The organism is Pseudonocardia wallangbongensis (genome assembly GCF_054486945.1).
This window is the reverse complement of the sequence record NZ_JBRERS010000002.1, coordinates 924,660-947,496: the sequence shown is the minus strand read 5'-3', so window position 1 is coordinate 947,496 and position 22,837 is coordinate 924,660. Positions and strand designations below refer to the sequence as shown.

The window sequence follows — 22,837 nt, the reverse complement described above, 5'->3', positions numbered from 1 at the left end:
CCGTATCCTGGACGACGGTTCCACCGAAGACCGCAGGTCTGTGCCCTTCACGGGGCACACGAAGGCCCCGCATCCGCGGGCGGCCCGCGCAGGAGGACGAGGTCATCGCGGGTGTGCCCCCGGGCACCCCTGTCACGCCCCGTGCGCTCCTGCGCCGGGGCGTCCGTCGTTTTCGAGGTCGTTCGGTGGCGCGAACCGCAAGAGATCCATACCGACCACGACGAGAGGAGGCGAGGATGGCCCGACCCGACAAGGTCGCAGCGGTCGAGGAGATCGCCGACAGGTTTCGGGGCGCGTCCGCCTCGGTGGTCACCGAGTACCGCGGCCTGACGATGTCGCAGCTCACCACGCTGCGCCGGTCGCTCGGCGACGGTGCGACGTACCGCATCGCCAAGAACACGCTGGTCAAGCGCGCTGCTGAGGACGCGGGCGTCGAGGGCCTCGACGGGCTGCTCGTCGGCCCCACGGCGATCACGTTCATCACCGGCGAGCCCGTCGACGCGGCCAAGGCGCTGCGCGACTTCGCCAAGGGCAACCAGGGCCTGGTGATCAAGGGTGGCTTCATGGACGGTCGCGCGCTGACCGTCACCGAGGTCAACCAGCTCGCCGACCTGGAGTCCCGCGAGGTCCTGCTGTCCAAGCTGGCCGGAGCGATGAAGGGCACCATGGCGAAGGCCGCGGGCCTGTTCGCCGCCCCCGCCTCGCAGGTCGCCCGCATGGCGCAGGCGCTGGCCGACAAGCGTGCCGAGGAGGAGGGCGGCTCGGCCGCCCCCGCCACCGAGGCCTGATCCCACCCCCAGCTCAGCAACACTGCTCAGCGACACCCAGAGAGGCACCACCATGGCGAAGCTGTCCACCGACGAGCTGCTCGAGGCCTTCAAGGACCTCACCCTCATCGAGCTGTCGGAGTTCGTGAAGAAGTTCGAGGAGACCTTCGACGTCACCGCGGCCGCCCCGGTCGCCGTGGCCGCCGCCGGTCCCGCCGCGGCCGGTGCCGCGGCCGAGGCCCCCGAGGAGAAGGACGAGTTCAACGTCGTCCTCGAGGCCGCCGGTGACAAGAAGATCCAGGTCATCAAGGTCGTCCGCGAGCTCGTCTCGGGCCTGGGCCTGAAGGAGGCCAAGGACCTCGTCGAGAGCGCCCCGAAGCCGATCCTCGAGGCCGTGGCCAAGGACGCGGCCGACGCCGCCAAGGCCAAGCTCGAGGATGCCGGCGCCAAGGTCAGCCTGAGCTGACCTCGCGCTCCGCGCACCGTACGAACGGCACTCTTGTCCGATAGATATGGACGGGAGTGCCGTTCGTGCGTTCAGCCCCGGGCGCGCAGCTCCCGCCGGAGCAGCTTGCCCGTCACCGTCTTCGGGATCTCGTCCATGAACTCCACCTGGCGCGGGTACTTGTAGGCCGCCATCCGCTCCCGGCAGAACGCGATCAGCTCGGCCTCGTCGGCGGTGCGGCCGGGCCGGAGGCTGACGTAGGCCTTCACCGTCTCCCCGCGGTACTCGTCGGGCACCCCCACCACCGCGGCCTCGCGCACCGCCTCGTGCTCGTAGAGCACGTCCTCCACCTCACGTGGCCACACCTTGTAGCCGCCCGCGTTGATCTGGTCCTTCTTCCGGTCGACGATGTAGAACCAGCCGTCGGCGTCCATGTACCCGACGTCGCCGGTGTGCAGCGCCCCGCCGGGGATGGCCCGCGCGGTCTCCTCGGGCTTGTTCCAGTAGCCGGAGACGACCTGCGGGCCGCTCGTCACGATCTCGCCGATCTCGCCGGGCGGGAGCTCCTCGCCCTCGTCGCCGAGGATGCGCACGACCGTGTTGTAGATGGGGACGCCCACCGAGAGCGCCCCGGAGGCCTCGTCGACCGGCGCGTCGGCCCCCGCGGGCACGCCGTGCGACGGCGACGTGGTCTCCGTGAGGCCGTAGATGTTGTGGATGTACTGCCCGAACGCCGCCGAGAACGCCTTCACCGTGGACGGCGGGATCGGCGCGCCGCCCGACCAGATCTTCGTGAGCGACGCGAGGGCGTCGCGCTCGGCGTTCGGCGCGTTGATCAGCGCGATGAACACCGTGATGGACCCGACCGTGAACGTCGGGCGCTCCTCGCGGAGCACGTCGATCGCGAGCGAGGGCTCGAAGCGGTGGAACAGCACGAGCGGGGCCCCGAGCAGCAACGCCGAGGTGACCCCCGCGATGAGCCCGGTGATGTGGAAGAGCGGCGCCACCCCGAGGATGACGTCGTCGGCGGTGAGGTTGCACCACTCGCGGTAGGCCTGGCTGTTGAACACCACGTTCCCGTGGGTGTTCATGGCGCCCTTGGGCGGGCCGGTGGTGCCGGACGTGTAGGTGAGGCACGCGGTGTCCTCCGGGGTGAACGACACCGGGGGAGGGACCTGGCCGCGGAACCGGGCCGTCAGCTCGACCATGTCGACGGTGCCCGGGACGTCGATGCGGGCGGACCCGCCGAACGCCCGCGGGTCGCCCTTGCTCTGGTGGTCCAGCTCGGACGTCGTGACCACCGTCTGCACCCCGGTGCGCCCGACCACCTCGGCCGCGACGTCGCCGTAGAGGCTCTGCAGGCACACGAGCACCCGCGCGCCCGAGTCGGTGAGCAGGAGCTCCAGTTCCCGCTGCCGGTTCATCGGGTTGATCGGAACGGCGATGCCGCCCGCCTTCCACGTGCCGAGGAGCCCGATGACGAACTGCGGCACGTTCTGCAGGTACAGCGCCACCCGGTCACCCGCCGCCAGGCCTGAGTCGAGGAGTCCGACGGCGAACGCATCGGAGAGCTCGTCCAGCTCGCGCAGCGTGATCCGGCCGTCGAAGTACCGCACGGCGTCGCCGTTCGGGTTGCGGGTCACCGCGGCGCGGAACATCGCCAGCGCGTCGCTGTGCTCGAGTTCCAGATCGTGCGGCTGCCCTGCGTCGTAGCGCGCCAGCCACGGCCGCTCGTCGTACGTCTTCGTTGCGGACACCATCGTCCCTCTCTGCTCGATCGCCGCCCGCTCCGCGGCGGCCCCGCGGGCCATCGAGCGGATTGATCGGCGCCCTGCCCTGCGTGCCGATCGTCAGCCGCCCCGTGAGACGGTGTCAAGGTGCGCACCCACCTGACCGCCAGGGGTGGCGGACGAAGGGAAGTGACGGTGGCGACACGGTCTGGCGACGGGCCGATGACGCCGGCGTGCGGCCGGACCCGCCGATTGCGCCCGTTCGGCGGTCCCCCGAACGGGCCGGAGGGGATCGACGAGCGGCGTCCCATGCCCTGGAGCAGGGGCTCTCTGCCGTTCGTCCCGCGAAAAGGACCACTTACCGGCGCGTAGAGTCTTGACGGGATGCGTCCGTCAAGTCACTCTTAGGTCTCGATGGTTGTCTCGGCGACCTGTCTCGACAGCGGCTGCATTTGCAGCTAGACTGCCTCTTTGCGCTGCCCTCGTCCAGCTGCGCGCGCGCTCAAGAGGAGTCCTCCCGCTCCAGGGTGTCCCTCCCGGGCTCACGCGCGTCGGCGATGGCCGCGCCATGACAACAGACGGCGTGCGTCGGATCCCACCATCCGCGAGCCCGTTCGGCCCGGACCTCCCGCCCGGGGCGGACGAGCAGACGGTATCGCGTGGAGCCGGTGCCCGCCAGAACGAGAGCGCAGTTCTCGGAAGGACGCATCTTGGCTTCGTCCCGCGCCACCAGCCCCCTCGCGACCCCCGCGCCCGCTGCCGTCTCGGCCAACCCGAATTTCCCTGGTGCCCCCACCCGGGTCACCTTCGCGAAGATCCGTGAGCCGCTCGAGGTGCCCGACCTCCTCGACCTGCAGATCCAGTCCTTCCAGTGGCTGGTCGGCGACGAGGCCTGGTTCCAGCGTCGGATCGACGCCGGCGACGAGAACCCGGTCGGAGGTCTCGAGGAGATCCTCACGGAGATCTCTCCGATCGAGGACTTCTCCGGTTCGATGTCCCTGTCCTTCTCGGACCCGCGCTTCGACGAGGTCAAGGCCTCCGAGGAGGAGTGCCGCGACAAGGACATGACCTACGCGGCCCCGCTGTTCGTCACGGCCGAGTTCACCAACAACACCACCGGCGAGATCAAGAGCCAGACGGTGTTCATGGGTGACTTCCCGGTGATGACCAGCAAGGGCACGTTCATCATCAACGGCACCGAGCGTGTCGTCGTGTCGCAGCTCGTGCGGTCGCCCGGTGTCTACTTCGACCACACGATCGACAAGACCACCGAGAAGGACGTCTACTCGGTCAAGATCATCCCGAGTCGGGGTGCGTGGCTGGAGTTCGACGTCGACAAGCGCGACACCGTCGGCGTCCGCATCGACCGCAAGCGCCGCCAGCCGGTCACCGTGCTGCTCAAGGCGTTGGGTTGGACCAACGAGCAGATCCGGGAGCGTTTCGGGTTCTCCGAGACCATCCTCGCCACGCTCGAGAAGGACCACACCGCGGGCCAGGACGAGGCGCTGCTCGACATCTACCGCAAGCTGCGTCCGGGCGAGCCGCCCACCCGCGAGAGCGCCCAGACCCTGCTCGAGAACCTGTTCTTCAAGGACAAGCGCTACGACCTGGCCAAGGTCGGCCGCTACAAGGCCAACAAGAAGCTGGGCCTGGCCATCGACATGCCGGTGGGCACGCTCACCGAAGAGGACGTCGCCACCACCATCGAGTACCTCGTCCGGCTCCACGCCGGCGAGACCGCGATGACCAGCACCGCGGGCGTCGACATCCCCGTCGAGGTCGACGACATCGACCACTTCGGCAACCGGCGCATCCGCACGGTCGGCGAGCTGATCCAGAACCAGGTCCGCGTCGGCCTCTCCCGCATGGAGCGCGTCGTCCGCGAGCGGATGACCACGCAGGACGTCGAGGCCATCACGCCGCAGACCCTGATCAACATCCGCCCGGTCGTGGCGGCGATCAAGGAGTTCTTCGGCACCTCGCAGCTGTCGCAGTTCATGGACCAGCACAACCCCCTCGCAGGGCTCACGCACAAGCGCCGCCTGAACGCGCTCGGCCCCGGCGGTCTGTCCCGGGAGCGGGCGGGCATGGAGGTGCGCGACGTGCACCCCAGCCACTACGGCCGCATGTGCCCGATCGAGACCCCTGAGGGGCCGAACATCGGCCTGATCGGCTCGTTGGCCACGTTCGCGCAGGTCAACCCGTTCGGCTTCATCCAGACGCCGTACCGCAAGGTCGAGGACGGCCGGGTCACCGAGCAGATCGACTACCTCACCGCCGACGAGGAGGACCGCTTCGTCGTCGCCCAGGCCAACGCGCCTCTCGTCGACGACGGCCACTTCCAGGAGGACCGCGTCCTCGTCCGGCGCAAGGGCGGCGAGCTCGACTTCATCGCCCCGGACGGCGTCGACTACATGGACGTGTCGCCGCGGCAGATGGTGTCGGTGGCCACGGCGCTCATCCCGTTCCTCGAGCACGACGACGCCAACCGCGCGCTGATGGGCGCCAACATGCAGCGCCAGTCGGTGCCGCTGCTGCGCAGCGAGTCGCCGCTGGTCGGCACGGGCATGGAGCTGCGGGCCGCGGTCGACGCCGGCGACGTGCTGGTGGCCGACAAGGCCGGTGTGGTCGAGGAGCTGTGCGCCGACTACATCACCGTGATGGCCGACGACGGCACGCGCACCACGTACCGGCTCAACAAGTTCCGCCGGTCCAACCAGGGCACGTGCAACAACCAGAAGCCGATCATCGACGAGGGCGACCGCGTCGAGGCCGGCCAGGTCATCGCCGACGGGCCGTGCACCGAGGACGGTGAGATGGCCCTCGGCAAGAACCTGCTCGTGGCGATCATGCCGTGGGAGGGCCACAACTACGAGGACGCGATCATCCTCTCGCAGCGTCTCGTGCAGGACGACGTGCTGACGTCGATCCACATCGAGGAGCACGAGATCGACGCCCGCGACACGAAGCTGGGCGCCGAGGAGATCACCCGGGACATCCCGAACGTCTCCGAGGAGGTCCTCGCCGACCTCGACGAGCGCGGCATCATCCGCATCGGTGCCGAGGTGCAGCCTGGCGACATCCTCGTCGGCAAGGTCACCCCGAAGGGGGAGACCGAGCTGACTCCCGAGGAGCGCCTGCTGCGCGCCATCTTCGGCGAGAAGGCCCGTGAGGTGCGCGACACCTCGCTCAAGGTGCCGCACGGCGAGAACGGCAAGGTCATCGGCATCCGCGTCTTCTCCCGCGACGACGAGGACGAGCTGGCGCCCGGCGTCAACGAGCTGGTCCGCGTGTACGTGGCGCAGAAGCGCAAGATCCAGGACGGCGACAAGCTCGCCGGCCGCCACGGCAACAAGGGCGTGATCGGCAAGATCCTGCCCGCCGAGGACATGCCGTTCCTCCCGGACGGCACGCCGGTCGACATCATCCTCAACACCCACGGCGTGCCGCGCCGCATGAACATCGGCCAGATCCTGGAGACCCACCTCGGGTGGATCGCCAAGTCGGGCTGGGAGGTCGAGGGCGAGCCGGACTGGGCGTCCAAGATGCCCGAGGAGCTCCACTCGGTGCCGCCGGGCACGAGGACCGCCACCCCGGTCTTCGACGGCGCGCGCGAGCAGGAGATCACCGGGCTGCTGGGCTCCACCCGGCCCAACCGCGACGGCGACCGCATGGTCGGCCCGGACGGGAAGGCCACGCTGCTCGACGGGCGTTCGGGCGAGCCGTTCCCGTTCCCGGTGGCCGTCGGCTACATGTACATCCTGAAGCTGGCGCACCTGGTGGACGACAAGATCCACGCGCGTTCCACCGGCCCGTACTCGATGATCACGCAGCAGCCGCTGGGCGGTAAGGCCCAGTTCGGCGGCCAGCGGTTCGGCGAGATGGAGTGCTGGGCCATGCAGGCGTACGGCGCCGCCTACACCCTGCAGGAGCTGCTCACCATCAAGTCCGACGACGTGGTGGGCCGCGTGAAGGTGTACGAGGCCATCGTCAAGGGCGAGAACATCCCCGAGCCGGGCATCCCGGAGTCGTTCAAGGTGCTCCTCAAGGAGCTCCAGTCGCTGTGCCTGAACGTCGAGGTGCTCTCCAGCGACGGCGCGGCGATCGAGATGCGCGACACCGACGACGAGGACCTCGAGCGGGCCGCGGCGAACCTGGGCATCAACCTGTCCAGCCGTCCCGGTTCCGACTCGATGACCGTCGACGACGTCGTCAACTGATCCCGCCCAGAGCCGAGATACGAACGAAGGACACGATTTTGCTCGACGTCAACTTCTTCGACGAGCTGCGCATCGGCCTGGCCACCGCCGAGGACATCCGCCAGTGGTCTCACGGCGAGGTCAAGAAGCCCGAAACCATCAACTACCGCACCCTCAAGCCGGAGAAGGACGGGCTCTTCTGCGAGAAGATCTTCGGTCCCACCCGCGACTGGGAGTGCTACTGCGGCAAGTACAAGCGAGTCCGGTTCAAGGGCATCATCTGTGAGCGCTGTGGCGTGGAGGTCACCCGCGCCAAGGTGCGGCGCGAGCGGATGGGCCACATCGAGCTGGCCGCCCCGGTCACGCACATCTGGTACTTCAAGGGCGTCCCGAGCCGGCTGGGCTACCTGCTCGACCTGGCTCCCAAGGACCTCGAGAAGATCATCTACTTCGCCGCCTACGTGATCACCTCGGTGAACACGGAGCTGCGCCACCAGGACCTCTCCACGCTCGAGAACGAGATGAGCGTGGAGCGCAAGCGAGTCGAGAACCGTCGCGACTCCGACCTGGAGGCCCGGGCCCAGAAGCTCGAGACCGACATCGCCGAGCTGGAGGCGGAGGGCGCCAAGAGCGACGTCCGCCGCAAGGTCAAGGAGGGTGGCGAGCGCGAGATGCGCCAGCTCCGCGACCGCGCCCAGCGCGAGCTGGACCGGCTCGACGAGATCTGGACCACCTTCACCAAGCTCGGTGTCCAGCAGCTGATCGCCGACGAGGGGCTCTACCGCGAGCTCTACGACCGCTACGGCGACTACTTCACCGGCGCCATGGGCGCCGAGGCGATCCAGACCCTGCTGCAGAACTTCGACATCGCGGCCGAGGCCGAGAACCTGCGGGAGACCATCCGCAACGGCAAGGGGCAGAAGAAGCTCCGCGCGCTGAAGCGGCTCAAGGTCGTCGCGGCGTTCCAGGCCACCGGCAACAGCCCGATGGGCATGGTGCTCGACTGCGTCCCGGTCATCCCGCCGGACCTGCGCCCGATGGTGCAGCTCGACGGTGGCCGCTTCGCCACCTCGGACCTCAACGACCTGTACCGCCGGGTCATCAACCGCAACAACCGCCTCAAGAGGCTGATCGACCTCGGCGCGCCCGAGATCATCGTCAACAACGAGAAGCGGATGCTGCAGGAGGCCGTCGACGCGCTGTTCGACAACGGCCGCCGGGGCCGGCCGGTCACCGGGCCGGGCAACCGCCCGCTCAAGTCGCTGTCCGACCTGCTCAAGGGCAAGCAGGGCCGGTTCCGCCAGAACCTGCTCGGCAAGCGCGTCGACTACTCGGGCCGTTCGGTCATCGTGGTCGGCCCGCAGCTGAAGCTGCACCAGTGCGGCCTGCCCAAGGGCATGGCGCTGGAGCTGTTCAAGCCGTTCGTGATGAAGCGGCTGGTCGACCTCAACCACGCGCAGAACATCAAGTCCGCCAAGCGCATGGTGGAGCGCGGCCGCTCGCAGGTGTGGGATGTGCTCGAGGAGGTCATCTCCGAGCACCCCGTGCTGCTCAACCGCGCGCCCACGCTGCACCGCCTCGGCATCCAGGCCTTCGAGCCGCAGCTGGTGGAGGGCAAGGCAATCCAGCTGCACCCGCTGGTCTGCGAGGCGTTCAACGCCGACTTCGACGGTGACCAGATGGCGGTGCACCTGCCGCTGTCGGCCGAGGCGCAGTCCGAGGCCCGGGTGCTGATGCTCTCGAGCAACAACATCCTGTCGCCGGCGTCGGGTCGTCCGCTGGCCATGCCCCGCCTGGACATGGTCACCGGGCTCTACCACCTCTCCCGGCTGCGCGACGGCGCCCACGGCGAGGGCCAGGTGTACTCCTCGCCCGCCGAGGCGATCATGGCCTACGACCGGAAGGCGCTGCACCTGCAGGCGCCGGTGAAGATCCGCCTCCTCGGCGTGGTCCCGCCGGCCGACGTCGTCGCCGCGCTGGAGGCCGATGGCTGGCAGCAGGGCGACCCGTGGCTCGCCGAGACCACTCTCGGCCGGGTCCTGTTCAACGAGCTGCTGCCGCCGGACTACCCGTTCATCAACGAGCCGCTGCCCAAGAAGCGGCAGGCCACGATCATCAACGATCTGGCCGAGCGGTACTCGATGACCGAGGTGGCGCAGGTCCTCGACCGGCTCAAGGAGGCGGGCTTCTACTGGGCCACGCGTTCGGGGGTCACGATGGCGATCTCCGACGTCGTGGTGCCGCCGAACAAGCAGGAGATCCTCGACGGCTACGAGGCCAAGGCCGACCAGATCAACAAGCGCTACCAGCGTGGTGCCCTGTCGCACCAGGAGCGCAACGACGAGATGGTCAAGATCTGGACCCAGGCCACCGAAGAGGTCGCCCGGGCCATGGAGGAGAACTTCCCCGAGGACAACCCGATCCCGACGATCGTGAAGTCGGGCGCGGCGGGCAACATGACCCAGGTCCGGCAGCTCGCCGGGATGCGTGGTCTGGTGGCCAACCCGAAGGGCGAGTACATCCCCCGGCCGATCAAGTCCAACTTCCGCGAGGGCCTGTCGGTGGGTGAGTACTTCATCTCCACCCACGGCACCCGCAAGGGTCTGGCAGACACGGCGCTGCGCACGGCCGACTCGGGCTACCTCACCCGTCGTCTGGTGGACGTGTCGCAGGACGTCATCGTCCGCGAGGTCGACTGCGGCACCGAGCGCAGCATCACCATGCCGGTCACCGAGGAGCTGTCGGACGGGCGCCTGATCCCGCACCGCTACCTGCGCACCTCGGTGTACGCCCGGTCGTCCGCCGAGGACGTCACGGGGCCGGACGGGCAGATCATCCTGCACCGCGGCGACGACCTCGGCGACCCGGCGCTCGACGCGCTGGTCGAGGCGGGTGTGCGGCAGATCAAGGTGCGTAGCGCCCTGACCTGCACGTCGGCCACCGGGATCTGCGGCATGTGCTACGGCCGCTCGATGGCCACCGGCAAGCTGGTGGACGTCGGCGAGGCCGTCGGCATCGTGGCCGCGCAGTCGATCGGTGAGCCCGGCACGCAGCTGACGATGCGTACGTTCCACCAGGGCGGTGTCGCCGGAGACGACATCACCACCGGTCTGCCCCGCGTCACGGAGCTGTTCGAGGCCCGCGTGCCGAAGGGCAAGGCGCCGATCGCCGACGTCGACGGCCGCATCGCCATCGAGGACGGCGACCGCTTCTGGAAGATCGTCCTCACGCCGGACGACGGCGGCGAGGAGATCGTCTACGAGAAGCTGTCGAAGCGGCAGTGGCTCGCGATGACCACGGTCGACGGCCAGGAGCGTCCGCTGGGCGACGGCGACCACGTGCACGTCGGGCAGCTGCTGCTCGAGGGCACGGCCGACCCGCACGAGGTGCTGCGTGTCATGGGCCCGCGTGAGGTGCAGCTGCACCTGGTGCGTGAGGTGCAGAAGGTGTACCGCACGCAGAGCGTGGACATCCACGACAAGCACGTCGAGGTCATCGTCCGTCAGATGCTCCGCCGGGTCACGATCATCGACTCGGGTTCCACGGAGTTCCTGCCGGGTGCGCTGGCGGAGCGGTCGGAGTTCGAGACCGCCAACCGCCAGGCGGTGGCCGAGGGTGGCGAGCCGGCCTCGGGCCGTCCGGTGCTGATGGGGATCACGAAGGCCTCGCTGGCCACGGAGTCGTGGCTGTCCGCGGCGTCGTTCCAGGAGACCACGAAGATCCTCACCGATGCCGCGATCAACGGAAAGCGCGACAAGCTCGTCGGGCTCAAGGAGAACGTGATCATCGGCAAGCTGATCCCGGCCGGTACCGGCATCAACCGGTACCGCAACATCCAGGTCCAGCCCACGGAGGAGGCCCGCGCGGCCGCCTACGCGCTGCCGAGCTACGACGACGGCTACTACAGCCCCGACGTGTTCGGCACCGGCACCGGTGCTGCGGTGCCGCTGGACGACTACGACTTCGGGCGCGACTACCGGTAGGTAATCGAAGCCTGTGGTCGGGCGACGGTCCGACCACAGGTGCCCGACGCCGATGAACGGGGCCGGCCACCTCTCTCCCGTGGAGGTGACCGGCCCCGTTCGTGCGTCCTCGGTACGAGCGGCACCTTCGTCCGATAGAGCGGTACGAATGTGCCGCTCGTAGCGCTCACCGCCCTCCGGGAAGGGCAAGAACCCCGGGGCGGGGGCGACGCGCGGCACTCGCATACACGCGGCGCAGTTCGTTCACGGCGTCTTCGCGGTGCCTGAGCTTCTTCGGCAGCGTGTGCAGCACGATGATCCCTTCAGCCATCATCGCGGAGCGCCTCTCGAGCGTGCGTTCGTAGTCGGCGGGACTCAGGTGGAACTCGCGGGAGTCGATCTCCCAGGCCATCCCGACGGCGTCGAACCAGGCATCCGGCATGGCGATGAACCGCCCGTGACGGTCGTGGAGCTTCGCGTTCCAGATGGGCGCAGGCAGGCCGCTGCGCTGCGCGATCTCCCGCGCGTCGGCCTCGGCGACGGACCGCACGCCGTCGCTGATCTCGAGGAGCACCTCGCGGGGGAGCCGCGCACCTCGGCCGCTTCCGTCGGCGAGCTCGGCGTTCAGCTCGGCCGGAGAGCATCGGCCGCGCTGCACGACCTCGGCGAGCAGCCCTCGGACCTCGTCACGGGCTGTGAGACGCCGAGCGGCGTCGAGCGCGGCCCTGGCGATCGGGGCGAGCGGCCACCGCCCGGGGACGGCGACCGGGAGGCGATTGGTGCGTTCGACGAGTGCGAGGCCGGAGCCACCGCGGCGGCGCTCGCCCGGGATCAGCATGTGCACCGGCCCGGACGGCGACGGCATCCGCAGCATCCCGTGCAGCTCCAGTGCGTCGAGGCCGGTGAGGACGGCGCCGCAGCCGGCGTGGAGCAGCGCTGCCTTGCGGCGGTCGACCCTGGTGACCGGACCGTTGTCGAGCTTGACGATGCCTGGCGCGAGCCGGCGCCACGGACCACCCGACCGGCAACGGTGCGCGATCGTGCTCCGGGTGAGCCCGAGCGCCACGAGGTGCTCGACCCGTACGACAGTGGCGCCGCCCAGGGCGACGATGAGCTCGTCCGGGCGTGGGGATGATCGTCGAGGCATGGGCCCGATCGTGCGTGCCCAGGGGGAGCGAGGGGCCGGGCCCGCGCAATCTGTGGATACCCGGATCCCGATGTGGACAACTCCCAAACCGTACGAGCGGCACTCCCGTCCGATAGAGCGGTACGGGAGTGCCGTTCGTCCAGCTCAGGGGTGTGTCTCGTACTCCGTGACCTTCAAGTGCCTCGTGCGCCTCGCGTACTCGCGCATCGTGCCGGGCCAGTTGTTCACCACCCGTCCCGTCGCGGTGCGGTACCAGTTGTGGCATCCCGTCCACACCGAGCGGGCGAGGCGTCGCTGGATCTCGGTGTCGGAGCGCGCGGCGACCTCGGGGCGCACGGTGAGGGTTCGTACCCCGGAGCGCAGCAGGTCGAGGGCCTGGCGCACGTAGCCGATCTGGCACTCCAGCATGTGCACGATCGAGCCGGAGCCGAGGTTCGTGTTCGGCCCGTAGAGCAGGAAGAGGTTGGGGAAGCCGGGCACGGTGATGCCGAGGTGGGCGGTCGCGCCGTCGCGCCACCGCTCGGAGAGCTCCTGCCCCCCGGCGCCGAACACCTTCATCGGGGTCAGGAACTCGGTGGCAGCGAACCCCGTGCCCAGGATGATCACGTCGGCCGGGTGCTCCCGGCCGCCGGCCGTCCGCACGCCGGCGGCGGTGACCTCGGTGATCGCTTCGGTGATGACGTCGACGTGCGGGCGGCGCAGCGCCGGGTAGTAGTCCGACGAGATCAGGATGCGCTTGCACCCGATCGGGTGGTCCGGGGTGAGGCGGGAGCGCAGGGCGGGGTCGGGCACCTGGCTGCGGCGCAGCGCCACCGCGGCGAGGCGGAGCGGCAGCGAGGCGGCGCGCAGTGAGGTGAGGCCGAGTGCGCCGGTCTCGAAGAAGGCGGACCAGAAGGCGCGGGCCGCGGCGCGGTTGCCCGGCGGCCGGGCGGCGTACGCGCGGTCCGGCTTCGGGATCACGTGCGGTGCGGACCGCTGGAACACCGTCAGGGCCGCCACCCGGTCGACGATCGCGGGGACGAACTGGATCGCGCTCGCCCCGGTGCCGACCACGGCGACCCGCTTGCCGGCGAGGTCGACGCCGTGGTCCCACTCCGCCGAGTGGAAGACGGGTCCGGCGAACCGATCGAGGCCGGGGATCGCCGGGCGGACGGGCCGGGAGAGCTGGCCGCAGGCCGGCACCAGCACGTCTGCCTCGATCGCGTCGGCACCGGCCAGGGACAGCCGCCAGACGGAGCGGGCCTCGTCCCAGCGGGCCTCGGTGACCTCGGTGCCGAGCCGCAGGTGCTCCGTGAGCCCGTGCTCGCGGGTGAGCCGCTCGAGGTAGCGCAGGATGTCCGGTTGCGGGGCGAACCGGCGGGTCCACTCGATTCCGGGCGCACCCGAGAACGAGTAGAGGTGAGACGGGACGTCGCAGGCCGCGCCCGGGTAGGTGTTGGCCCGCCAGACACCGCCGACGTCGTCGGCGCGGTCGAGGATCGTGAGCTCGGCCGGGTCGGTCCACCCGGCGCCGCGCAGCGCCATGCCCAGTCCGACGCCTCCGAACCCCGCCCCGACGACGGCCACGCGCGGACGGCGGTGTCCGCTTGCCTCCGCTTCGCTCCGGCGCGCTCCGCTCCCGGCGCAGTCGAAACGGATCGCCGCGCCCAGCGCGGTCACCGCGTCGTCGGCCTCGCGGAGCATGCCGGCGAACACCGGGTAGGCGTGCCACATGCCCGCGGTCCGCAGGTAGTCCACCGGACCGCCCGCTTCCCGGATCCGTGCCACCAGCGCATCCGAGTCGCCGAGCAGGATCTCCTCGCTGCCGGCGATCACGTGGGTGGGCGGGAGCCCGGCGAGATCGGCCTCGAGCGGTCGGATCTCGGGTGCGTCGATCCCGCCGCGGTAACGAGCGGCGGCATCGGGGAGCCAGGCCGGGTCCAGCATCGCGTCGGTGGCGGCGTTCGCCCGGAGCAGGGGTGAGCCGAGGTCCAGGTCGAGCCACGGGGAGAGCAGCCCGATCGATCCCGGCAGCTCGTCACCCGCGGCGCGCAGCCGCAGCACCAGTGCCATGACGATCCCGCCGCCGGCGGAATCACCGGCCACCGCGATGCGTTGTGCTGGGTGTCCTGCGTCGCGCAGGGCCTGGTAGGCCGCGGCCACGTCGTCCACGGCGGCGGGGTACGGGTGCTCCGGTGCGAGCCGGTAGTCCGGCAGGTGCACGGGGGCGCGGGCGGCCCGGCTCAGGTGGGCGGCGAGCGCGCGGTGCGAGGTCGGTGAACCGACCTGGTAGCCGCCGCCGTGCACGTACAGCACCTGGTGCGGTCCGGTTGCCCCGCGCGCCGCCAGCCGCTCGGTTGGCACCCCGCCCAGCGGGCCGTAGCCGCGCCGGGTGCCGCGCGGGAGGGGTACGACACGACCGGTGGCGTCCAGCAGTGGGCGCCGCACGGCGAGCGGGAGGCGAGGAGAGAGCAGTGGACGCACGACAGCGCGGGTGAGCTGCCGGACGACGGGACGGGGCAACCGCATACCGGACGGTAACTTGCGCCGAGGTGCAACGGAATGCTCGAGCTGCACGGCCGCTACCTGCGACGAGCGGGGCGTATCGCGCGGCGAGCGGGCGCGTCCCCTTGCGGCGGGCGCGGCCTTCAGGCACCCTGCGGGTACCGGCAGCGCTGACCGGGACCCGTTTTGACCCCTCTTCGACGGGGCGGGTACCCTGTTGTCTTGCGCTCGGCCACGGTCGGGCCGATCTGCGTGCCCGGTGGTCGCCGACCTCGGGGTGCGCGGGCCCTGGCCCCCGTGAGGTCCCCAGATCTCGTTCGGTGCCCGGGTAGCAGTACGCCCGACTCGGGGACACGCCCGACCTCGGGGGCCGGGCAACCCGCACAGCACCAGAACCACATGACGAAGCTCGAGAACCACCGACGGGAAGAAGTAGACGGTTCATGCCCACGATCCAGCAGCTGGTCCGCAAGGGCCGTCAGGACAAGGTCGGCAAGACCAAGACCGCAGCGCTCAAGGGGAGCCCGCAGCGGCGCGGCGTGTGCACCCGCGTGTACACCACCACGCCCAAGAAGCCCAACTCCGCGCTCCGCAAGGTCGCGCGTGTGCGGCTCTCCAGCGACATCGAGGTCACGGCCTACATCCCGGGTGAGGGGCACAACCTCCAGGAGCACTCGATCGTGCTGGTGCGCGGCGGCCGGGTGAAGGACCTGCCCGGTGTTCGCTACAAGATCATTCGCGGCTCGCTGGACACCCAGGGGGTCCGCAACCGCAAGCAGTCCCGCAGCCGCTACGGCGCGAAGAAGGAGAAGAGCTGATGCCCCGCAAGGGAGCGGCGCCGAAGCGCCCGCTGGTCTCCGACCCGGTCTACGGCTCGCCGCTGGTCACCCAGCTGGTGAACAAGGTCCTCAAGGACGGCAAGCGTTCGCTCGCCGAGCGCGTCGTGTACGCCGCCCTGGAGGGCACCCGGGACAAGACCGGCACCGACCCGGTCGTCACGCTCAAGCGCGCCATGGACAACGTGAAGCCGGCTCTCGAGGTCAAGAGCCGCCGCGTGGGTGGTGCCACCTACCAGGTCCCCGTCGAGGTGCGCGCCGTCCGGCAGACCACCCTCGCGCTGCGCTGGATCGTCTCGTACGCCGGCCAGCGCCGCGAGAAGACGATGGTCGATCGGCTGATGAACGAGCTGCTCGACGCGAGCAACGGGCTGGGCGCCAGCGTGAAGCGGCGCGAGGACATGCACAAGATGGCGGAGTCCAACAAGGCCTTCGCCCACTACCGCTGGTGACGGGCTGATCGTCCGCGCCAATCCGAGGGAGAATCTGAAGTGGCACGGGACGTGCTGACGGACCTGGGCAAGGTCCGCAACATCGGCATCATGGCGCACATCGACGCCGGCAAGACCACCACCACCGAGCGGATCCTGTTCTACACCGGGATCAACTACAAGATCGGTGAGGTCCACGACGGCGCGGCCACGATGGACTGGATGGAGGAGGAGCAGAAGCGCGGCATCACGATCACGTCCGCCGCGACGACCTGCTTCTGGAAAGACCACCAGATCAACCTGATCGACACCCCGGGGCACGTGGACTTCACCGTCGAGGTGGAGCGCAACCTGCGGGTGCTCGACGGTGCCGTCGCCGTCTTCGACGGCAAGGAGGGCGTCGAGCCGCAGTCCGAGCAGGTCTGGCGGCAGGCCACCAAGTACGACGTCCCGCGCATCTGCTTCGTCAACAAGATGGACAAGCTGGGCGCGGACTTCTACTTCACGGTCGGCACCATCCAGAACCGCCTGGGTGCCAAGCCGCTCCCGATCCAGCTGCCCATCGGCTCGGAGAACGACTTCATCGGCGTCATCGACCTGGTCGAGATGCGCGCCCTCACCTGGCGTGGCGAGGTCCAGAAGGGTGAGGACTACGCGGTCGAGGAGATCCCGGCCGACCTGCGCGACCGCGCGGAGGAGTACCGCACCGCGCTCGTGGAGGCCGTCGCCGAGACCGACGACGACCTCATGGAGCTCTACCTCGGCGGGGAGGAGCTCACGGTCCAGCAGCTGAAGCACGGCATCCGCCGGATCGTGAAGGACCGCAGCGCCTACCCGGTGCTGTGCGGCTCGGCGTTCAAGAACAAGGGCGTGCAGCCCCTGCTCGACGCCGTGATCGACTACCTGCCGTCGCCGGTCGAGCTGCCGCCCGTCGAGGGCACGCTGCAGGACGGGGAGACCGCGGCCAGCCGCAAGCCCGAGAAGGACGAGCCGTTCTCGGCGCTGGCGTTCAAGATCGCCGCGCACCCGTTCTTCGGCAAGCTGACCTACATCCGGGTCTACTCGGGTCGGGTCGCCGCCGGTTCGCAGGTCATCAACTCGACCAAGGACCGCAAGGAGCGCATCGGGAAGATCTTCCAGATGCACGCCAACAAGGAGAACCCGGTCGACGAGGCCCTTGTCGGTCACATCTATGCGGTCATCGGGCTGAAGGACACCACCACGGGCGACACGCTCAGCGACCCGCAGTTGCCGATCGTGCTCGAGTCGATGACGTTCCCGGACCCGGTCATCCAGGTCGCGGTGGAGCCGAAGACCAAGGCGGACCAGGAGAAGCTCTCCACGGCCATCCAGAAGCTGGCCGAGGAGGACCCGACGTTCCAGGTGTCGCTGGACGACGACACCGGCCAGACCATTCTCGCCGGCATGGGTGAGCTGCACCTCGAGGTGCTGGTCAACCGCATGAAGAGCGAGTTCAAGGTCGAGGCCAACATCGGCAAGCCGCAGGTGGCCTACCGCGAGACCATCCGCAAGACGGTCGCGAAGCACGAGTACACGCACAAGAAGCAGACCGGTGGTTCGGGTCAGTTCGCCCGCGTCATCATCAAGCTGGAGCCGCTCGACACGGCCGACGGTGCGCTGTACGAGTTCGACAACAAGGTGACCGGTGGTCGCATCCCGCGGGAGTACATCCCGTCGGTGGACGCCGGTGCCCAGGACGCCATGCAGTACGGCGTGCTGGCCGGTTACCCGCTGACCGGCATCAAGCTCACGCTGCTCGACGGCCAGTACCACGAGGTCGACTCGTCCGAGATGGCGTTCAAGGTTGCCGGTTCGATGGCTCTCAAGGAGGCTGCGCGCAAGGCCGACCCGGCCCTGCTCGAGCCGATGATGGCCGTCGAGGTCACCACGCCCGAGGACTACATGGGCGACGTGATCGGCGACCTCAACTCCCGCCGTGGTCACATCCAGGCCATGGAGGAACGGGCCGGCGCCCGCGTCATCAAGGCGCTGGTTCCGCTCTCGGAGATGTTCGGCTACGTCGGCGACCTGCGGTCGCGGACCCAGGGCCGGGCGAACTACACGATGGTCTTCGACTCCTACGCGGAGGTCCCGACCAACGTGGCCAAGGAGATCATCGCCAAGGCCACGGGCGAGTAAGTGGGGTGTGCCGCGGGCCGGTAAGGTCCGCGGCCCATTCCGAGTACCACCCACCAAAGACCTGCCGTCAGCACGGCGGACAAGAAGAAACCAGTCCAGGAGGACCCTGCAGTGGCGAAGGCGAAGTTCGAGCGGACCAAGCCGCACGTCAACATCGGCACCATTGGTCACATCGACCACGGCAAGACCACGCTGACGGCGGCAATCACCAAGGTTCTGCACGACAAGTACCCGACCCTCAACGAGGCGTCGGCGTTCGACCAGATCGACAAGGCGCCCGAGGAGCGTCAGCGCGGTATCACCATCTCGATCGCGCACGTCGAGTACCAGACCGAGAAGCGGCACTACGCGCACGTAGACTGCCCCGGTCACGCCGACTACATCAAGAACATGATCACCGGTGCCGCCCAGATGGACGGTGCGATCCTGGTGGTCGCCGCCACCGACGGCCCGATGCCGCAGACGCGTGAGCACGTGCTGCTCGCCCGTCAGGTCGGTGTGCCGTACATCGTGGTGGCGCTGAACAAGGCCGACATGGTCGACGACGAGGAGATCCTCGAGCTCGTCGAGCTGGAGGTCCGGGAGCTCCTGTCCTCGCAGGAGTACCCGGGCGACGACCTGCCGATCGTCCGCGTGTCGGCGCTCAAGGCGCTCGAGGGCGACGCCGAGTGGGCGGACAAGGTCATGGAACTCATGAACGCCGTCGACGAGGCGATCCCGGAGCCGGAGCGCGACACCGAGAAGCCGTTCCTCATGCCCGTCGAGGACGTCTTCACGATCACCGGCCGCGGCACCGTGGTCACCGGCCGCATCGAGCGCGGCATCGTGAAGGTGAACGAGACCGTCGAGATCGTGGGCATCCGCGAGAAGTCGACCTCCACCACCGTCACCGGTGTCGAGATGTTCCGCAAGATCCTCGACGAGGGTCGCGCGGGCGAGAACGTCGGCCTGCTGCTCCGCGGCGTCAAGCGCGAGGACGTCGAGCGCGGCCAGGTCGTCGTGAAGCCGAACTCGATCACCCCGCACACGGAGTTCGAGGCGCAGGTCTACATCCTGTCCAAGGACGAGGGTGGCCGGCACACGCCGTTCTTCAACAACTACCGTCCGCAGTTCTACTTCCGGACCACGGACGTGACGGGCGTCGTGACGCTGCCGCAGGGCACCGAGATGGTGATGCCCGGCGACAACACCGGGATCAGCGTCCAGCTGATCCAGCCGATCGCCATGGAGGAGGGCCTGCAGCTCGCCATCCGCGAGGGCGGCCGCACCGTCGGCGCCGGCCAGGTCACGAAGATCAACAAGTAGTACCCCCCGGTCGAGGGCGCCACGCTCACGTGTGGCATCCTTGACGGGTTGCGCGTAGGGCTGCGGCGCGCCCGGACTCCTGTCTCACGACCTGGCGTCCGAGTGCGCCGCGGCCACGCTCAGCCCCTGAGCTCGAGCCATCCCCCCAGGGGGACGCCGATCGCCCGGGGACCGGTATGAGGTCAGGTAGCGACACGCCCGACCTCGTGGACCGGAGCAGCCACGAGTGAGACCGCCCAGGAACCACTGAGGCTGCGCTCCTCGGGGCGCCCACCCCGGATGCGTACGACAAGCGGCAGGAAGAGAAGGACGACCGACGACCATGGCGGGACAAAAGATCCGCATCAGGCTGAAGGCCTATGACCACGAGGCCATCGACGCCTCCGCGCGCAAGATCGTCGAGACGGTCACCCGCACGGGAGCTCGGGTCGTCGGGCCGGTGCCGCTGCCGACGGAGAAGAACATCTACTGCGTCATCCGCTCGCCGCACAAGTACAAGGACTCGCGGGAGCACTTCGAGATGCGCACGCACAAGCGGCTGATCGACATCCTCGACCCGACGCCCAAGACGGTCGACGCGCTCATGCGCATCGACCTGCCGGCCAGCGTCGACGTCAACATCCAGTAGGGCTTGGACCGATGACCGAACGAAAGATCACCGGGATCCTGGGCACGAAGCTCGGGATGACCCAGGTCTTCGACGAGAACAACCGGGTGGTCCCAGTCACCGTGGTCCAGGCGGGCCCGAACGTGGTGACGCAGGTCCGCACGCCGGAGACCGACGGCTACACGGCCGTGCAGCTCGCCTACGGCGCGATCGACCCGCGCAAGGTGAACCAGCCGCGCACCGGCCACTTCACCAAGGCGGGCGTCACGCCGCGCCGGCACCTGGTCGAGCTCCGCACGATCGACGCGAGCGAGTACACCGTCGGCCAGGAGATCACGGCCGAGGTGTTCGACGCCGGAACCACCGTCGACGTCGTGGGCACCAGCAAGGGCAAGGGCACCGCGGGCGTCATGAAGCGTCACGGCTTCAAGGGCCTCAGCAGCAGCCACGGCACGCAGCGCAAGCACCGTTCGCCGGGCTCCATCGGCGGGTGCGCCACGCCGGGCCGGGTCTTCAAGGGCGTGCGCATGGCCGGCCGCATGGGCAACGTGCGCACCACCACGCAGAGCCTCACGGTCCACCGCGTGGACGGCGAGAACGGCCTGCTGCTGATCAAGGGTGCGATCCCCGGCCCGCGCGGCGGCCTCGTCCTCGTCAAGACGGCTTCGAAGGGTGGTGCGCAGTGACCTCCGTCGACGTCCTGTCCCCCGAGGGCAAGAAGGGCGGCTCCGTCGAGCTGCCGGACCACGTCTTCGACGTCACGGCCAACGTGCCGCTGATGCACCAGGTCGTGGTGGCCCAGCTGGCGGCTGCCCGCCAGGGCACGCACGACACGAAGACCCGCGGCGAGGTGCGCGGCGGCGGCAAGAAGCCGTACCGCCAGAAGGGCACCGGTCGCGCCCGTCAGGGCTCCACCCGCGCGCCGCAGTTCGCGGGTGGTGGCATCGTCCACGGGCCCACGCCGCGTGACTACACGCAGAAGACGCCCAAGAAGATGAAGGCCGCCGCCCTGCGCGGTGCCCTCTCCGACCGGGCGCGTGGCGGGCTGGTGCACGTCGTGTCCTCCGTGGTCACGGGCGACGCCCCGTCCACCAAGTCGGCCCGCAAGGCGATCGAGGCCGTCACCGGCGACGCCGCGCAGCGGGTGCTCGTGGTGCTCGGCCGCGACGACGAGGCGGCCTGGCTGTCGCTGCGCAACCTGCCCACGGTGCACCTGATCTCGCCCGACCAGCTCAACACGTACGACGTGCTGGTCAACGACGCGGTGGTGTTCACCCAGGAGGCGCTCGACGCGTTCCTCGCCGGTCCGATCGCGACCTCGAAGAAGGCATCGGTCCGGGCCGCCGCACGGGAGAGCGAGACCGTGGAGCCCGGGAAGGGTGCCGCGCCGGCCACCGAGGAGGGCCAGTACGGCCCGCAGAGCCACGCGCCGCTGGCCGACGGCTCGCAGCCGGAGGGCTTCCCGGTGAAGGGCAACGCCGACTCGATGCTCTACCACGTGCCGGGCAGCTCGTTCTACGCCCGCACGGAGGCCGAGGTCTGGTTCGCCTCCGCCGAGGCGGCCGAGGCGGCAGGTTTCCAGGCGCCGCCGTCGCAGCGCAAGGAGGCTGACAAGTGATCCCCGATCCGCGGGACATCCTGCTCGCGCCGGTGGTGTCGGAGAAGAGCTACGGGCTGCTCGAGGAGCGCCAGTACACCTTCGTCGTCGCCCCGGGCGCGAACAAGACCGAGATCAAGATCGCCGTGGAGAAGGTGTTCGGGGTCAAGGTGCTCAGCGTCAACACGCTGAACCGCCCGGGGAAGCGCAAGCGCACCCGCACCGGCTACGGCAAGCGCAAGGACACCAAGCGCGCCATCGTCACGCTCTCCGAGGAGAGCCGGGCGATCGACGTGTTCGGCGGCCGGGCGAGCTGAGGGGCTGACGACACATATGGGCATCCGTAAGTACAAGCCGACGACCCCGGGTCGCCGCGGGTCGAGCGTCTCGGACTTCGCCGAGATCACGCGTTCGACGCCCGAGAAGTCGCTGATCCGCCCGCTGCACAGCAAGGGCGGCCGCAACGTGCACGGGCGGGTCACCACCCGGCACCAGGGTGGCGGCCACAAGCGCGCCTACCGGCTGATCGACTTCCGGCGCAACGACAAGGACGGCGTCCCGGCCAAGGTCGCGCACATCGAGTACGACCCGAACCGCACCAGCCGCATCGCGCTGCTGCACTACGCCGACGGCGAGAAGCGCTACATCATCGCGCCGGCGAGGCTCAAGCAGGGCGACACCGTCGAGGCCGGTCCCCGGGCCGACATCAAGGTGGGCAACAACCTGCCGCTGCGCAACATCCCGACCGGCACCGTGATCCACGCGATCGAGCTCCGCCCCGGCGGCGGCGCGAAGATCGCGCGGTCGGCCGGTTCGAGCGTGCAGCTCGTGGCGAAGGACGGCCCCTACGCGCAGCTGCGCATGCCGTCCGGGGAGATCCGCAACGTCGACGTGCGCTGCCGCGCCACCGTCGGCGAGGTGGGCAACTCCGACCACTCCAACATCAACTGGGGCAAGGCGGGCCGCATGCGGTGGAAGGGCAAGCGCCCCACCGTCCGCGGTGTCGCGATGAACCCGGTCGACCACCCCCACGGTGGTGGTGAGGGCAAGACCTCGGGTGGTCGCCACCCGGTCAACCCCGCGGGCAAGCCCGAGGGCCGCACCCGCCGCACCAAGCCGTCCGACAAGTTGATCGTCCGCCGGCGCCGTACCGGCAAGAAGCGCTGA

16 protein-coding genes are annotated in these 22,837 nt (G+C 69.5%); 13 read left to right on the top strand and 3 right to left on the bottom strand.

Going from position 1 to position 22,837, the window contains the following annotated elements:
- Window positions 1-236: 236 nt before the first annotated feature.
- Window positions 237-788 (top strand): 50S ribosomal protein L10, encoded by a 552-nt coding sequence (rplJ, locus tag ACU436_RS10895; RefSeq protein WP_459024146.1) that lies wholly within the window; start codon window positions 237-239, stop codon window positions 786-788.
- Between the two features lie 52 nt (window positions 789-840).
- A complete protein-coding gene (gene rplL / locus ACU436_RS10890; protein WP_459024144.1) occupies window positions 841-1,233 on the top strand; it encodes a 50S ribosomal protein L7/L12 in 393 nt (130 codons plus the stop codon).
- Window positions 1,234-1,304: 71 nt separating this feature from the next.
- On the opposite strand, the gene ACU436_RS10885 is transcribed toward rplL, so the two are convergent.
- On the bottom strand, window positions 1,305-2,972 hold the full coding sequence (locus tag ACU436_RS10885; RefSeq protein WP_459024142.1) for a long-chain-fatty-acid--CoA ligase: 1,668 nt from the start codon (window positions 2,970-2,972) through the stop codon (window positions 1,305-1,307).
- A gap of 680 nt (window positions 2,973-3,652) precedes the next feature.
- Between ACU436_RS10885 and rpoB the strand changes: the two genes are divergently transcribed.
- Together rpoB and ACU436_RS10875 are read left to right on the top strand one after the other, a co-directional pair.
- Complete coding sequence (rpoB, locus tag ACU436_RS10880; protein ID WP_459024140.1) at window positions 3,653-7,162, top strand: DNA-directed RNA polymerase subunit beta; 3,510 nt, start codon at window positions 3,653-3,655, stop codon at window positions 7,160-7,162.
- Between the two features lie 38 nt (window positions 7,163-7,200).
- Window positions 7,201-11,124 carry a DNA-directed RNA polymerase subunit beta' gene (locus ACU436_RS10875; RefSeq protein ID WP_459024138.1) on the top strand — a complete coding sequence of 1,308 codons (3,924 nt, stop codon included), beginning with the start codon at window positions 7,201-7,203 and terminating at the stop codon, window positions 11,122-11,124.
- Between the two features lie 166 nt (window positions 11,125-11,290).
- On the opposite strand, the gene ACU436_RS10870 is transcribed toward ACU436_RS10875, so the two are convergent.
- Together ACU436_RS10870 and ACU436_RS10865 are read right to left on the bottom strand one after the other, a co-directional pair.
- Window positions 11,291-12,250, bottom strand: a complete 960-nt coding sequence (locus ACU436_RS10870; RefSeq protein WP_459024136.1) for a hypothetical protein — start codon at window positions 12,248-12,250, stop codon at window positions 11,291-11,293.
- Window positions 12,251-12,394: 144 nt separating this feature from the next.
- Window positions 12,395-14,758: an alpha/beta hydrolase fold domain-containing protein gene (locus ACU436_RS10865; protein WP_459024134.1), complete on the bottom strand. Its 2,364-nt coding sequence runs from the start codon at window positions 14,756-14,758 to the stop codon at window positions 12,395-12,397.
- 419 nt (window positions 14,759-15,177) lie between these two features.
- Here ACU436_RS10865 and rpsL point away from each other — a divergent pair, with 419 nt between their 5' ends.
- The 9 genes from rpsL (at window position 15,178) to rplB (ending at window position 22,837) form a co-directional block, all read left to right on the top strand.
- On the top strand, window positions 15,178-15,552 hold the full coding sequence (gene rpsL, locus ACU436_RS10860) for a 30S ribosomal protein S12 (RefSeq protein ID WP_142051261.1): 375 nt from the start codon (window positions 15,178-15,180) through the stop codon (window positions 15,550-15,552).
- Window positions 15,552-16,022, top strand: a complete 471-nt coding sequence (rpsG, locus tag ACU436_RS10855; protein WP_459024132.1) for a 30S ribosomal protein S7 — start codon at window positions 15,552-15,554, stop codon at window positions 16,020-16,022. Before rpsL ends, rpsG begins: the two co-directional genes overlap by 1 nt.
- 39 nt (window positions 16,023-16,061) lie before the next feature.
- Window positions 16,062-18,161 carry an elongation factor G gene (gene fusA, locus ACU436_RS10850; RefSeq protein ID WP_459024130.1) on the top strand — a complete coding sequence of 700 codons (2,100 nt, stop codon included), beginning with the start codon at window positions 16,062-16,064 and terminating at the stop codon, window positions 18,159-18,161.
- Between the two features lie 111 nt (window positions 18,162-18,272).
- Window positions 18,273-19,466 carry an elongation factor Tu gene (gene tuf, locus ACU436_RS10845; RefSeq protein ID WP_459024128.1) on the top strand — a complete coding sequence of 398 codons (1,194 nt, stop codon included), beginning with the start codon at window positions 18,273-18,275 and terminating at the stop codon, window positions 19,464-19,466.
- Window positions 19,467-19,788: 322 nt separating this feature from the next.
- Window positions 19,789-20,094: a 30S ribosomal protein S10 gene (gene rpsJ / locus ACU436_RS10840; protein WP_040804197.1), complete on the top strand. Its 306-nt coding sequence runs from the start codon at window positions 19,789-19,791 to the stop codon at window positions 20,092-20,094.
- Between the two features lie 11 nt (window positions 20,095-20,105).
- Window positions 20,106-20,759 (top strand): 50S ribosomal protein L3, encoded by a 654-nt coding sequence (gene rplC, locus ACU436_RS10835; RefSeq protein WP_459024125.1) that lies wholly within the window; start codon window positions 20,106-20,108, stop codon window positions 20,757-20,759.
- Complete coding sequence (gene rplD, locus ACU436_RS10830) at window positions 20,756-21,691, top strand: 50S ribosomal protein L4, sunset domain variant (protein WP_459024123.1); 936 nt, start codon at window positions 20,756-20,758, stop codon at window positions 21,689-21,691. Before rplC ends, rplD begins: the two co-directional genes overlap by 4 nt.
- Window positions 21,688-21,987: a 50S ribosomal protein L23 gene (gene rplW / locus ACU436_RS10825; protein WP_459024121.1), complete on the top strand. Its 300-nt coding sequence runs from the start codon at window positions 21,688-21,690 to the stop codon at window positions 21,985-21,987. Before rplD ends, rplW begins: the two co-directional genes overlap by 4 nt.
- 16 nt (window positions 21,988-22,003) lie before the next feature.
- Complete coding sequence (gene rplB, locus ACU436_RS10820; RefSeq protein ID WP_459024120.1) at window positions 22,004-22,837, top strand: 50S ribosomal protein L2; 834 nt, start codon at window positions 22,004-22,006, stop codon at window positions 22,835-22,837.